Origin of the sequence: Pelagibacterium luteolum, assembly GCF_900100665.1 — a bacterium.
GTDB classification, from domain to species: Bacteria; Pseudomonadota; Alphaproteobacteria; order Rhizobiales; family Devosiaceae; genus Pelagibacterium; species Pelagibacterium luteolum.
In genome coordinates this window covers 50,256-63,077 of sequence record NZ_FNCS01000011.1, presented here as the reverse complement: position 1 = coordinate 63,077, position 12,822 = coordinate 50,256, and the positions used below count along the sequence as shown (strand labels likewise).

General features: G+C 57.0%; 12 protein-coding genes. 8 read left to right on the top strand and 4 right to left on the bottom strand.

What is annotated here, in order from left to right:
* Positions 1 to 76 precede the first annotated feature (76 nt).
* A complete protein-coding gene (locus BLR31_RS15335; protein WP_090597610.1) occupies positions 77 to 916 on the top strand; it encodes an inositol monophosphatase family protein in 840 nt (279 codons plus the stop codon).
* 35 nt (positions 917 to 951) lie between these two features.
* Positions 952 to 1,740, top strand: coding sequence for an inositol monophosphatase family protein (locus tag BLR31_RS15330; protein WP_090597580.1), 789 nt, complete (start codon positions 952 to 954; stop codon positions 1,738 to 1,740).
* Between the two features lie 26 nt (positions 1,741 to 1,766).
* Here BLR31_RS15330 and BLR31_RS15325 read toward each other — a convergent pair whose 3' ends face one another.
* Positions 1,767 to 2,792, bottom strand: coding sequence for a LacI family DNA-binding transcriptional regulator (locus tag BLR31_RS15325; protein WP_090597579.1), 1,026 nt, complete (start codon positions 2,790 to 2,792; stop codon positions 1,767 to 1,769).
* Positions 2,793 to 3,019: 227 nt separating this feature from the next.
* Between BLR31_RS15325 and BLR31_RS15320 the strand changes: the two genes are divergently transcribed.
* From BLR31_RS15320 to BLR31_RS15300, 5 genes are all read left to right on the top strand, one after another.
* Positions 3,020 to 3,622, top strand: coding sequence for a dual specificity protein phosphatase family protein (locus tag BLR31_RS15320; RefSeq protein ID WP_090597578.1), 603 nt, complete (start codon positions 3,020 to 3,022; stop codon positions 3,620 to 3,622).
* A gap of 31 nt (positions 3,623 to 3,653) precedes the next feature.
* Positions 3,654 to 5,276 (top strand): Na/Pi cotransporter family protein, encoded by a 1,623-nt coding sequence (locus BLR31_RS15315; RefSeq protein WP_280139130.1) that lies wholly within the window; start codon positions 3,654 to 3,656, stop codon positions 5,274 to 5,276.
* On the top strand, positions 5,269 to 6,897 hold the full coding sequence (locus BLR31_RS15310) for a metallophosphoesterase family protein (protein ID WP_176762698.1): 1,629 nt from the start codon (positions 5,269 to 5,271) through the stop codon (positions 6,895 to 6,897). The genes BLR31_RS15315 and BLR31_RS15310 overlap by 8 nt, the downstream gene beginning before the upstream one ends.
* Positions 6,897 to 7,556 (top strand): TetR/AcrR family transcriptional regulator, encoded by a 660-nt coding sequence (locus BLR31_RS15305; RefSeq protein WP_090597575.1) that lies wholly within the window; start codon positions 6,897 to 6,899, stop codon positions 7,554 to 7,556. Before BLR31_RS15310 ends, BLR31_RS15305 begins: the two co-directional genes overlap by 1 nt.
* 325 nt (positions 7,557 to 7,881) lie before the next feature.
* Positions 7,882 to 8,784 carry a glycosyltransferase family 25 protein gene (locus BLR31_RS15300; RefSeq protein ID WP_090597574.1) on the top strand — a complete coding sequence of 301 codons (903 nt, stop codon included), beginning with the start codon at positions 7,882 to 7,884 and terminating at the stop codon, positions 8,782 to 8,784.
* On the opposite strand, the gene BLR31_RS15295 is transcribed toward BLR31_RS15300, so the two are convergent.
* The 3 genes from BLR31_RS15295 to BLR31_RS15285 all read right to left on the bottom strand — a co-directional run bounded on the left by BLR31_RS15295 (position 8,781) and on the right by BLR31_RS15285 (position 11,376).
* Positions 8,781 to 9,827 (bottom strand): hypothetical protein, encoded by a 1,047-nt coding sequence (locus BLR31_RS15295; RefSeq protein ID WP_090597573.1) that lies wholly within the window; start codon positions 9,825 to 9,827, stop codon positions 8,781 to 8,783. The genes BLR31_RS15300 and BLR31_RS15295 overlap by 4 nt on opposite strands.
* A gap of 111 nt (positions 9,828 to 9,938) precedes the next feature.
* Positions 9,939 to 10,751, bottom strand: coding sequence for a capsular polysaccharide synthesis protein (locus BLR31_RS15290; RefSeq protein WP_143009404.1), 813 nt, complete (start codon positions 10,749 to 10,751; stop codon positions 9,939 to 9,941).
* A gap of 94 nt (positions 10,752 to 10,845) precedes the next feature.
* Positions 10,846 to 11,376: a hypothetical protein gene (locus tag BLR31_RS15285; RefSeq protein WP_090597571.1), complete on the bottom strand. Its 531-nt coding sequence runs from the start codon at positions 11,374 to 11,376 to the stop codon at positions 10,846 to 10,848.
* A 156-nt stretch (positions 11,377 to 11,532) separates the two neighbouring features.
* Here BLR31_RS15285 and BLR31_RS15280 point away from each other — a divergent pair, with 156 nt between their 5' ends.
* The gene (locus BLR31_RS15280) at positions 11,533 to 12,804 is read left to right on the top strand and encodes an O-antigen ligase family protein (protein ID WP_090597570.1); all 1,272 of its coding nucleotides are present in this window, start codon (positions 11,533 to 11,535) and stop codon (positions 12,802 to 12,804) included.
* Positions 12,805 to 12,822 lie beyond the last annotated feature (18 nt).

Sequence of the window (12,822 nt, the reverse complement as noted above, 5' to 3'; positions counted from 1 at the left end):
CACGGTGCAATTTTTTGAAGCTTCTTCCGCCGAACTCGATGTTTCAGCGCTTTCGAGCAGTCTGCGTGAGGTCGCTATGGGCGCGGCCCTTTCGGTGAGAGCTCCACTGTTGGCGGCGTTTCGGCAACCTATGGTCGCAGACACCAAGGTGGATTTCCACGACATCGTGACCATTCACGACCGTCAGACCGAAGAGATGCTCAAAAGCTATATCGGTGAGCGGGTTGGGGGATCGCGCTTTATAGGCGAAGAGGGCGGGGCGTCGGGGGACGGCCCCATCCACTGGTATATCGATCCAATCGATGGAACGGCGAATTTCGCCGCTGGGCTGGCGTTTTGGTGTGTCTCGATTGGAGCAGTGGTCAATGGCGAGATCTTGGCTGGCGTCGTACTCGACCCGGTCACGGGAAATGTGTTTACCGCCGACATATCTGGAGCGTGGCTCAATGGAGAGCGACTGCGCTCTCGGGCCCGTCCCGGTGAGAGCGACGCGATGGTCGTGACGAGCTATCCAGTGGCGCGCGATTTCCGCCTAGATGGGCGGACGCATGCGTTGGATAATTTTGCAACGCTTGCCGAGCGGTTTTGCACGGTTCGGCGCACGGGCAGTGCGGCGTTAAGTCTTTGCCATGTGGCCGCAGGCTGGTGCGATGCGGCGATCGGATTTGGGGTCAATGCCTGGGATGTGGCAGCGGCCATACTGATCCTGAGACAAGCTGGGGGGCGCTATGATGCCTATGGTCTGGGCAAGGTAGAGCCCAACGCAGCAGAGTTTTCATGCCCCGGCTATGTCGCTGTGGGCGCCAACGGCAATTATCCAACACTCGGAACGATAGCCGAGAGGGTATCGGCGCATCGTATTGAACGCCGAGTCTATCAAATTGGGTCTCCAACAGCTTTCAACGCAGAGTCATGATTATGTCAGCGATATCTCACAGCACTCCTTCCCCTATGACCATGACCTCCGAAGACCTTGATCGGCGCGAGAAGACATTGGTGGCGCTCATTCGGGAGGCCGGAGCTTTGGCGCAAAGAGCGTTTGCCATCGAAGGCGGATTTGAGATGAAGGGGCCGCAGGACTTTTTGACCGTGACAGATGCCGCCGTGGAAACACTGGTGCGGGAGCGACTGAAAAGACTTTTTCCAGAAGACGGATTTCTTGGCGAGGAGTCGGGCGGAACGCCAGGCGAGGCTGTTTGGGTTGTTGATCCCATTGATGGGACGGCCAATTTTGCGCGCCGAATTCCCCACTATTGCGTCTCTATCGCATTTGTGGGCGGCAATGAGATGCTTTTGGGGGCAATTTACGATCCGGTTCATGACGAACTCTATTTTGCGCGGGCGGGTCGGGGCGCGTTTCGAAACGGAATGGAAATCCGCGTGGCGCCGACTGCGGCTGCGGGGTCGGCATGCGTTGAGCTCGGTTGGTCAACGCGTATTAGCAATGGGGTCTATCTCGACGTCCTGAGCAAGATTTTAGGCACTGGCGCCAATGTGCGCCGCGCAGCGACGGGAGCACTCGGATTGGCCTATGTCGCGGACGGGCGTTCAGACGCTTATGCGGAATTGCACATGCATCCGTGGGATTGTCTTGCAGGGCTATTGCTTGTGAGGGAAGCGGGCGGGGTTGTTTGCGACTTTTTGGGCAGAGATGGGCTGGAAAGCGGTGGCGCAGTTCTTGCCGCGGCTCCCGGCGTTGCGGATTTGATGATTGCAGCCAGCGGCATCGAAAGAGCCTAGCGGTGCGCGCGGATGGCCGGGCGCTATCAGCGCGGCCGGACCGATTTGCGCCAGACGGGCTCGGCGGAAAAGCGCGTGGGGGCTTGAACGGTGTGGAGATGAGGATGATGGTCAATAAGACCGACCACGTGATCGGCGATCTGGTCGACGGGCTGGCGGAAGGTCGTCAAATCATAGGAGGACCAGCTTGCCTGCTCGATGTCGTCAAATCCGACGACGCAGATTTCTTCCGGGATTGTGAGCCCAAATTCGTTACGGGCGACGTCCATAAAACCGCATGCAAGCAGATCAGTGACGCAAAAAACGCCATCTGGACGGTCCGATTTCGAAAGCACCGCACGGGCGGCTTCCGCACCCGAGGCGTAGGCCGTGGGGCCAAAGCGAATGACGTTGACGTTTACCCCAGCCTCTTCCGCGGCAAGGGCGAAGGCTTTCTCGCGGGCAGCAAGCGAGGCCGAGCCCACAGCCGAGGCGACAACCGCAAGATCGCGGCAGCCAGCGCGAAACAGCATGTCGAATGCTTGGCGTGCTGCAGTACGGTTGGTAACAACAATGGTTTCGGGCCCTGGGACGGGGTCGTCTCGGTTGACCAAGATGACGTGCTGTCCATTGTTGAGGCAGGTTTCGATAAGCGAGGCGGCGGGCTGGCCCGAGAGCACGATCGTGGCGTCCGCGCGGTAATGGAGTGTCTGTCGCAGCGCCGCCTCGACATTGGCGTTCTGGCCCGACGTGTTGATGACCATGGCAATCTTATTTGCGGCCTGCAGGCGCCGCGTCAAAGCTTCGATCATCTTGGCTTGATAGGGTGTGTTGATGTCGGCAACGATCAAAGAGACGATGTTAGAGCTGTCTCGGATGAGCCCCCGGGCGAGATGATTGACGTGGTAGCCCAACGCCTCGGCGGCCTCAAGGACACGCTTGCGGGTGGTAGGGGAAACGCTGGCTCCATCGGTGAATGTGCGCGACACGGCCGACCGCGACACCCCTGCACGTTCCGCGACCTGCTGGGCGGAGACGAAGGTTTTACCTATGGTCCGGCCCGCGTTTTTCATCGTGTTCCTATTGCGTCATGTCATCGCGACGCAGGTTGCACAGCTGTGCGCAGAGTTCAAGAACCCCATGATCGCGATCACATACTTAATACGCCATAATCGTACTCCGTGGCAAACGCGTGAGGGCTTGGCTACGCGAATTTGCGCATTGCACAGCTGTGCAATGGTTTGGAATAGAGGTATGGTGGTGGTGCCCAACGATTCACCATCGATAACAAGGATAGCGCATGGCCCAGATTGCCCCACACTACGATCGCCCTCCCATTAGCCTTATCTGCACCGATTTGGGTGAGGACAAGGTCTCACTTTACATCGGGGGTGCCGAGGGAGCGCGTGATCTCGAGCTTTTGCGCCTTCATGGTATTTCGACGGTGGTGAACTGCGCGGTCAATCTCGATTTCAATTATGTGCTCGATCCGATTCTTGCCGCTGATGCCGGAAAGGTCGCAACCGGTTTTGGCGCCATTCGCGCCTATAAGATCGGGCTGATCGACGGCGACGGTAATCCCTCGCGCATGATGTTGGCTGGGTATTACATTCTCGATGGTGCGCTTAAACAAAGGCTGCCTGAGCGAGAGACTTACCCCAATCGTGAACGTGGCAACATTTTGGTTCACTGCCGTGGGGGCCGAAGCAGGTCGGTAGCGCTAACGGCACTTTATTTGTCCAAGAACCAACCCGAAAAGTTCGCAAGCTTTGATGATGCGCTCACCCATGTGCGCGAGAAGCGTGAGCTCCAGCGGGCGGAATGGTTCGAGACGCCAAAGCCCATGCTGGTGGAAGCTGCGCGACAGGCGGGACGCGCAATAGACATATTGGAAGGACATTGAAATTTCCTCGACCCTGGTTCTGATCGATCTTTTGGGAGCCGGCGCGCTTTTGGTCTGGGGGCTCCGTCTTATCAAGACCGGCATGCTGCGTGCTTTTGGCACCTCTCTTCGCATTTGGATCGGCAACAGCACGCGCAATCGTGTGATGGCAGTAATTGTGGGGATTGTGGCTACGCTGGCCGTGCAATCGAGCACTGCCACTGCGGTGATAACAGCCTCGTTTGCAGCGCGGGACCTTGTTTCGGGTATTATGGCACAGGCCATCATGCTGGGCGCCAATGTGGGAACCAGCCTTGCGGCGCTTATCCTTTCGCTCGACCTTCATTGGCTTTCACCGATCTTGATACTTGTCGGTGTGGTGACGTTTTCGCGATCGCGACATGCGAGCGGGAAGGGCATTGGTCGCGCCATTTTGGGTTTGGGATTGATGCTATTGGCCCTGACGCTTCTGGGTCAGGCAACCGAACCGGTCCGATCGTCGGAAACAGTGATCCTGATCCTTTCGGGGCTGGCAAGTGCTCCCGTCTTTGCGTTGCTATTTGCCACTGGCTTGGCATTTTTCGCGTCTTCGAGCTTAGCGGTCGTGTTGTTTGTGGTGCTGTTGGGGCAGGCTAACGTCATTTCGCCCGAACTGGCGCTTGTCTTGGTTGCGGGCGCCAATCTGGGTGGCGCCATTCCGCCCTATCTTGCTGTGCTCGGCGAAGGGATCGAGGCGCGGCGGCTAGCGCTTACCAATCTCGCCATCAGAGCCTTTGGGGCCATCGTCTTGACCTTCACTGCGGGACTGATCGCCCCTTGGTTGGCGATTGCAGTTCCAGAGACCGGAACGCTCGCGCTCAGCGCCCATATCGCATTCTCCTTTGTGCTTCTGGTGGTGTTTTTGCCCTTGCTTGGCCCGATCATAGGTCTTGTCAAAAAGCTCATGCCGGAACCAGCCGATGGCAAAACTTCGCCGCACTATCTTGACGAAAGTGCGCTCTCGACCCCGGCTATCGCACTTTCTGCGGCGGCGCGCGAAACGTTAAGGCTCGGCGATATGGTGCGCGACATGTTGGAAGCCTCGATGAGCGCGCTCAAGACTTCTGACCCGAACGTGCGCAGCCAGCTTGGTGCGATCGAAAATGACATCGACCGGGTTCACGGCGAAATCAAATCCTACCTATCGCGGTTAGGACGAGAGGAGCTCGATGAGGATGACACGCAGCGCGCAACCGAGATTATGTCCTATGCGGTCAATCTCGAACATATCGGGGACATCATCGACAGTGGGCTATCTGAACTGGCCGCAAAAAAGTCAAAGCGCAAGCTTGCATTTTCGCCGGAAGGTCTGGCCGAGATCGTGGCCTTCTATGATCGAACGTTGGAAATCTTACAGATCGCGCAATCGGTTTTCCTCTCACGTGATCCGGATCTGGCACGGCAATTGGTAAGCTGCAAATTGGACGTGCGGCGGCTGGAGTCGGAAAGCGCGGAGCGCCATATGGAGCGCCTACGCGAACGGAGAACTCAGACCATGGAAACCTCAGGGCTGCACCTGGACATTTTGCGCGATCTCAAGCGCGTCAATGCGCATTTGATTTCCGTTGCTTACCCAATTCTCGATGATATCGGAGCGCTTCGCGAGACGCGGCTTCGCCCGGCACCCGATGCATAAGATCGCGATTATCGCCGACCCCCATTATCATGAGGTGTTTCCAGGTTATCGGTTTGATGGCCCAGATTTTGATGGAAAGCCGATGGCGGCAATCAGGACGCGAACCGATAGCGCGGCCTCGACCCGCATTTTCAACGAAAGTTATTTCGCGTTTCCTGCTGTACTTGATGCGTGCGTCAAAGACGGAATTAAAACGATCGCCATTGCCGGGGATTTGACCGACGACGGGCAGGTCGCAACCATGGACGGGGCACTAGCCCTGCTCCAGCACTATAGCGAAACTCATGGGGTTCGGTTCTTTCTGACACCGGGCAATCACGACGTCTTCGCCATGAGCGGCCGGCACCACACCAAAGCGTTCTATACAAAAGATGGCGGCATCGCGTCTGTAACGAGTAATCGGCAACTGGTGCAGGGGGAAGGGGCAGTGCTCGAGGAGCGAATGTTTTGCCGCTCATACTCCGACTTGGCGCCGTTATGGGCGCCCTATGGAATCCAGCGCCAGGAGAAGGATCACTATTGGGAGTGCCCGTTTGGCGTTGATGACGCATTCGACAAGCGCATGTTTGAGATCGCGTCTCGGGACGGTTCGGTCATCCATCGGCAGCTCGACCTGAGCTACCTGGTCGAGCCCGAACCCGGTCTGTGGCTGGTGGCGGTAGACGCAAACGTCTTTGAACCGCGCAAGGGATGCAAGGACGGTTCACACTTTGACGCCGTCTCGGATTCAACCGATGCGGGATGGAATTCGCTCGTGCGGCTCAAGCCGTTTGTTCTTGATTGGCTGGCAAACGTTTCGGCGCGGGCCAAGATACAAGGCAAAACGCTCGTGTGCTTTTCACACTATCCAGCGATCGACACCTATGACGGTACGGTCGCCGATGAGGATTTTTTGTTCGGTGCGACGCAGGCGGTGCGGCGTACCCCCTGGACGATGACCTCAAATGCCGTGGCACGCACGGGCATCGGCATACATTTTTCCGGGCACCTGCACGTCGCCGATACCAGCACGATTGAGGTGGACGGTACGAGGTTGACCAATGTCGCATTGCCCTCGCCTGTGGCATTTCCGCCTGGCTTTGCGGTGGTGACTGGAGACTTCAGAGGCGTGAGCGCGGATCTGCGGCGCGTAGAGTTTGATCGTTTTGATGCATTCTTTCCCTTTTACCGAAACGATGCAAAGGCCGATAGTTCGTGGATTGAAGCGAGCTCATATGGGCAGTTTCTCTACGGACATGTGGCTCAACTCGTCCGAAACCGTTATTTACCCCACGAATGGCCGACTGATTTGGCGCGGGTTTTCAACCAGGCCTCGCTGGAAGACCTCTTTGCACTTGCTAAAATTGCCGAGCCGGTTGCGGCAGGCGATTTTGTCTCTCAGCGAGTTGGTGGATTGAGCGCCATTGATCTGGTGGTTGACTGGTACGCTGTGCGAAAAGGGAGCGAATTTGCGCTCCAGTTTATTCCCAGCAATCGGCTTGAGCTCTATTTCAAGCTCATCGCCGAATATGGCTGCCGACAATGGGCGGATCCAGCGTGCCTGCAATCGCAGGTCAAACTGTTCTTGGATATGATGGCGCGATATCTGGGTGCTGACGCGACTGCGCGCGAGGCGGTGTAATGAAAAAGGGTAGGGCGCGCGGGTTCGATTATGAGGCCGCACTGGACGCCGCAGAAGGCGTGTTTCGGTTAAAAGGCTTCTCGGGTGCCGGAACGACGGCATTGATGGCCGCAATGAAGATCGGTGCCGGGAGTTATTATTCCGCCTTCTCGTCGAAGGAAAACCTATATCACCTCGTTCTCGATCGCGCCTCTGAGCGCCTTCTCACTGCTGCATCGATGGCTTTAAAGGAAAAAGACGGTTGGGACGCTCTCAAACACCTCGTCGACATCGTTGCATTGCAGCTCGTCATATTTGCGCCTCAGGGGTGCGTCTTTAGCCTTACTGGAGCCCACCAGACGCAAGCCTCCTCCCTAAAATGGAAGGCGCACCGGGCCCAAATGCACACTATCGTGAGCGCTTGTGAAAGTCGGCTGAAAGCTGAGCGTCGGCGTGAGGGCTTATCGAACCAGGTGATTGCTCTACTTGATGAAATCGCACTAGAGGCTGCCCTAGGAAGTGGGAGGAATGGGCTTGTTTTGGTCGGAAGGCGCGGGCTCAGCATGCTCTATGACCTCGGCCGGCAACAAAATCATACGATGTCCAATGGATATGGCATCGCCAGTCCCCGTGCATCTCAGCATGGAAACGTATCCAAGCACGAGTTGCAGGCGCGGTGATGCATTTCGTTATTCGCGCGCACATTGCTCTCTGACGACTAGAAGCGCGACTGACGCCGCAAGGCGCTGACGAAGGTTTCAGGTCGTCTTGAAGGAGTCATTCCTTGTACGGAAAATTCAGCATTGCAAGCAAAGTCAGGCAAAGCTTAAGCGCGCATCGGGAGATTGTACCGCGCGACCGTTGAGCTTTCCTTGAGAAAAAGGCCTCCACCTGGCAAGGCAGAATAGCTTTGCTGCCGGTCAAGGTCTATATGGTTGCGGGCGTTCGGCGGTCCGATTGTGCTGGGCCGGACTTGCACGCCGCGAGAAACATCCGAGACGCCCAATGACCGTCACCCTGAGCTATATAAACCTCGACACACGTGCCGATCGCCGCGAATTCTTCGAAGAGCAAACGCGGCGCCTGGGTTTGGACTTCAAACGCCAAAGCGCAATAACCCCGGCTGATCTAACGCCCGATGAGATCGCTAGGTTCTGCGCGGCGGGCCAGGGCATTCGGCCGGTCGAGCTTGCGTGCATCAAGAGCCACCTGGCGATGATCGAGGACTTCGTTTCGACCGGCAAGGCGCTCGGGGCGTTCTTTGAGGATGATGCTCTCCTCTCCGATACACTTCCGCAGTTCCTTGAGGACTACGAGGACAGCGGTGGTTTTGGATATGACCTCATTCGCCTCGACCATGCGCGGCGAGTCCGATTGTTTCCGGCGTCACAGACTACGTCCACCCAAATAGCGATTCACGAGTTTCGGTCCACTCTGACTGGAGCTGCAGGATATCTGCTCACGCGCGATGCTGCCTTAAAGCTCGCGGCCTACAACGGTTGGGGTGATCGTGTCTTTGACCACGCGCTTTACGATCCGTTTTCTCGTCCCGGCAATCTCTTAACGCGCGCCAACGTCAATCCGGCACTCGTGGTTCAGTTTGCGAGCCGCGGCGAATCTCGCGAGAATTCGGGTATAGGGTTGAGCGATATCGATCCCCCGCCGGTTCGAAAAATTGTGTCGTCACACAAGCCCCGGCATCGGATAGCAAATACGAGAACGTCTATATCTGCTTTCGCTCGGGGCATAAGAAACGCGTTGGATCACCTGATCCTATTGCCCAAAGGCCTCAAGTCGACCCGAGTGTACTTCAAAGGTGACAGCCCATATTGCCAGATCGACCAAAAGCAACCGGGAGGGCCAGTCGTTGAGGGCAAGGAAGGTCACATCGACAAGCCGTCAGGCTAGGATTTGGCGCCAGCATATATCTGGGCCTCAGCGTCAAGTTCCGGAAGACGTCTCACCAGCCATGCGTTTGGTCGGCTGTCGTTCCGATGCTCTTTCCAGCCCGTATTGATGGCCTTGAAGTGCCAGAAGTGACGAATTGGCGCATCGGCCCAAATCGCTTTCGGAACGTCGTACATCCTGTGCACGCTCGGCTTTGCTGTCAGATCGTCCACCCAGTCGCGACTTGGGTCCAGTGCCCATTTGTTTGCGCATCGTGCGAGCAGCGGCAGGCGGTGGGCATGGCGCTGCGCCAGATGCGGAATGCCATAAGTGAGATTTTCGCCCACGGGTTCGACCCAATTTCCCTTGAGGGTCACGATGCCTTGGGGACTAGATCGCGCGGCGTCGAAAACGCTGCCACCTTTTGCGCTCACCAATTCATCGATATCGCAATTGAGGATCGCGTTGGCGCGCATGCCGAAACGGCGCAGGGCGACGTTCAGGCTCGAGACCTGTAGAAAATGGGGATAGTGGGGGCGGTCAAGGATCGCGGGGTCCTTCCGTCCATATTTATACGGCCAAGAGAGTACGCGGGGATGCGTGATGCCGGCCGCTGCCAACCTGTCGGCAATCTCGGCCGTCCCATAGCGCGTCGAGCCGTTGTCGAAGAACAGGCACGCATTGGCGCCATGCATCACGACATGCCATCGCGCCCACGCTTCGATCCAAGCGAGGTCGTTATCCTTGTTCATCGTAACCAGCACATTGAGCCCGGCCAGATCGTCCGCCTCATTTTCCCTGATGGGCAGGGTGAACCGGTTGTCGCCGAATTCGAGGGTGATTTCAGATGCACGTGCCGGGACACCGGACAGCGTGATCACTTGCGTGGATCGTGACGGAAAATGGGACGCCTGAAGTTTGGGTCCATCAACGCGAAACCGTGCGTTATCCCATGCCGCGGCGAGATTGATCGCTGGCGGCCCAACGAGGATAACCGCCTCACCTTTGTGATCCCAAAAGCAGTCATAGACGAGAGCGAGCGCTTCGAAGCTTTCAAGAAACATATGCGGCCGCTTTCGCTGCGGCGCAATAGGTTCACGGCGCAACGGCCCGTTGTCCGGGAGAAATGCTGCGCTCGATGCTGGAAAGCGTCTGTCTGGTTGCGCGATCATCGCCTAAACGAGACCCAGGCGATGCAATTCATTGTAAATGAAGCTGTCGGGCTCCGGTCGTGCGAGAGTTCCCGATGCGCGCGCGGTCAACGCGCTGTTCCAGATATGGACGGCAAGCGTGTCGGGCGCGACGAAGTCCTCGATGCGGCTCCCTTTCTGCAAGAGTCTGTCGGCGGTGCCGTAATCCACGGGGTAAAATACAGTTTTTGGCTGGACATAACCCGTCAGGTTCATGGCCTTGATATAGTGGTTGAGCGGCACCGGCCCGGTCGCACCAAATTGCATATGGTGGACCGGCAAATCTTCGCCCAGCGCCCGCCGAACGACAACTTCGGCATGACGCCACGGTGCCAGGCCAGGGGGGATATTGCCGCTGGTGAAAACAGCTTTGAGAGCGGCGAGCAGTTCGCTGTGCGCCGGGCATGCGAAGACCGCCTGATTGACTTGCGCGGCAAAGCCATTTCGCAGCGTCGGATAATTCTCATAGCCAAAGACATAGGGAGGAAGGCTGTCGAAAGGCCGGACGCAGTACACGTCACAATCGACCCATATCCCGCGGTTCTGTGCCATCAGTTCCAGCCGAAAGAGGTCGGAAAAGACAGCCGGGGTTCGTGTGCCCTTATAAAAAAACATCTTTTCGCGTGGCAGCACTTCGCTGGCATCTGCGAGATGAACGCCGGGCGGCAGACCCCCGAGATCATCATAGGAAAATAGCGTCACCTTGTGCCCCTTCTCGACAAAGGACGCGAGGCACAAGCGGGCCAGATAGCTCAGGTCTCCGTACCAGAACGAGCAGATCGGGGGCAGTTCAGGCAAGCGTCAGCTCCGCGGGAAGGGCAGGGTCACGCCGGTCTATAGCACCTGCCGCGGTTTCGCCAGAACCGCAATATGGCCTACACACATGCGAGGCTTAAGGTTTGCAGTGCGTCGCATCCTTGAGGACCTCCGCTGACAACGGCCCTTTGATGGAATGGACATCAAGTCGGAACTCGACACCGGAAAGCGCAAGGCCGCAGACGCGATGATTGAAATCCATGAGATACTGTCCCCCATGAGGTAACGCGAATGTCGGGATCGATAGTTCTACCGGCTCGTTTGCCGCGTCATAGAGGGATGCAAAATATCTGATGCTGTCCTGATCAGTCTTCGGCACGCGGTCGAGTTTTTTCAGCACTTCACCGACGGTCATCAGTCGCATATTTAGCCAGTGCAAAAAATGGCCGTTGATGCGACCGAGGCTGTAGCGAAAAAAGGTATGAAAACTCAGAATCTGGCCCCTATCAACTACGACCTGTCGCTCGACGGGCCACTGCTCGGTCTCAAAACGCTGCCAATTGAACCCGACCGTTATGTCTGGGAAGCGGTTTCTGTAGCTTTCCGAACCATCGGTTTGGTCGTGCTGGGGATGCAAAGTGTCGGATACCGCCGATATCGTTACCATGATTGGACCATTGATTTAGGGTTCACTGGACGGGTATCAGAATAGCGAACCAGCCGCGATCAAGTCTGGCGGCGTCAATTGAAATATCTCGCCTTTTCCAGTGTCACGCAACTGACGGAAAACTGCAACATCGGGCCAAACTGCTTGGAGAACAATATGATGGCGGAACTCGGCCGCACACATGTGCTGGCAACATGGATAGTGCTGGTAGCGCTCTTGGCTCTAGCCAATCTTTTCGGGAACGCATCGCCCTACATCTATCTTGCAGTCTTGGTTGCCGCTTGGCCGGTGCTCCTTCTGGACGGTGAGGTTCGCCGTTCGATGAATCGCTGGGAGAGCTACGCGTATCTTTTAGCGTTTCTCGGCCTTCTCATTGCCTTCACATTCGCAGCCGGCGGGTGGGAACACTTCAACAATGTTGGGAATTTTCTGCCCTTCCTGCTCTTTATCCCAGCCATCGGACTGATGAATAAGTCAGCTGGGCATGGGCATACCAAGGTGATCGCGATCCTGGCACTTGTGGGCGCGATCATGTCTTTAGGAATGGCGCTTTATGACGTGAGCATATCTGGCCTGCCGCGAGCTGTAGGGTGGGTCAACACGACAAATCCTTTCGCAGTGATGTGCATTATGCTCGGCTTTCTCGCGCTGATGGGGTTTTGGGCCTTCAGCGGCTGGCGTCGGTATGTGTTTTTTATTGGGCCGGTGGCTGGCCTTTACGCCACCGTTCTGGCGGGCACACGATCGGTCCTGATGATTGTCATGGCGCTTGCGGCAATTTTCATAGTCTTCGTAGCCGTTAGATTGGCTCCGCGAGCGCGCATCATACTGGCAGGGGCGGCGATTGCCGGCGCTGGGTTGGCGGTGGCTGCGATTATTGTTCTTGGAGAAAATGTGCGCGCATTTCGCGCACTGGAATCAATTTATCTCTTCGTCGCCGAAGGCGAGGCGATCGATCGTTCTGTGGCGATGCGTCTCGAACTTTTTAGAGGTGGCATTCTTGCGTTTCTGCAGGAACCCATCTTTGGGCATGGCTGGCGCCATCATGTTGAGGCGGCGCGCCCTTTCATGATCGACACAACAATCGCAGACGACGTTGCCGGCTGGTCGCACCTGCACAACGACTACATAAATTTTGCCGCACTCGCCGGTGTGTTCGGCCTGCTGGCATATTTCATCTACCTCCTCGTTCCGATCATCGCGACCTGGAGGTCGATCCGTGACAGCCAGTTCCATGAGCGTCTCTACGGAGCCTTTGTCATGGTCGCATGCTACGCGATTTATGGCATGTTCGGCTCGGCGTTCGCTGCGGAAATGCTGTTGTGCTTCGGGCCGGTGTTTACTGCGGTCCTGCTGGGCTATTGCAAGGACGATCCTGATGGCCAGGCGCAGTTTCTCGGACGAAGTGAACCGGCGCAGGATCATTGACCCATCATAAGTGCCGTG

What these genes read in the sequence shown, in the direction of transcription:
- BLR31_RS15335 (WP_090597610.1), top strand. Translation starts at nt 77, where the DNA reads ATGGGCGCGGCCCTTTCGGTGAGAGCTCCACTGTTGGCGGCGTTTCGG.
- BLR31_RS15330 (WP_090597580.1), top strand. Translation starts at nt 952, where the DNA reads ATGACCATGACCTCCGAAGACCTTGATCGGCGCGAGAAGACATTGGTG.
- BLR31_RS15325 (WP_090597579.1), bottom strand. Translation starts at nt 2,792, where the DNA reads ATGAAAAACGCGGGCCGGACCATAGGTAAAACCTTCGTCTCCGCCCAG.
- BLR31_RS15320 (WP_090597578.1), top strand. Translation starts at nt 3,020, where the DNA reads ATGGCCCAGATTGCCCCACACTACGATCGCCCTCCCATTAGCCTTATC.
- BLR31_RS15310 (WP_176762698.1), top strand. Translation starts at nt 5,269, where the DNA reads ATGCATAAGATCGCGATTATCGCCGACCCCCATTATCATGAGGTGTTT.
- BLR31_RS15305 (WP_090597575.1), top strand. Translation starts at nt 6,897, where the DNA reads ATGAAAAAGGGTAGGGCGCGCGGGTTCGATTATGAGGCCGCACTGGAC.
- BLR31_RS15300 (WP_090597574.1), top strand. Translation starts at nt 7,882, where the DNA reads ATGACCGTCACCCTGAGCTATATAAACCTCGACACACGTGCCGATCGC.
- BLR31_RS15295 (WP_090597573.1), bottom strand. Translation starts at nt 9,827, where the DNA reads ATGTTTCTTGAAAGCTTCGAAGCGCTCGCTCTCGTCTATGACTGCTTT.
- BLR31_RS15285 (WP_090597571.1), bottom strand. Translation starts at nt 11,376, where the DNA reads ATGGTAACGATATCGGCGGTATCCGACACTTTGCATCCCCAGCACGAC.
- BLR31_RS15280 (WP_090597570.1), top strand. Translation starts at nt 11,533, where the DNA reads ATGATGGCGGAACTCGGCCGCACACATGTGCTGGCAACATGGATAGTG.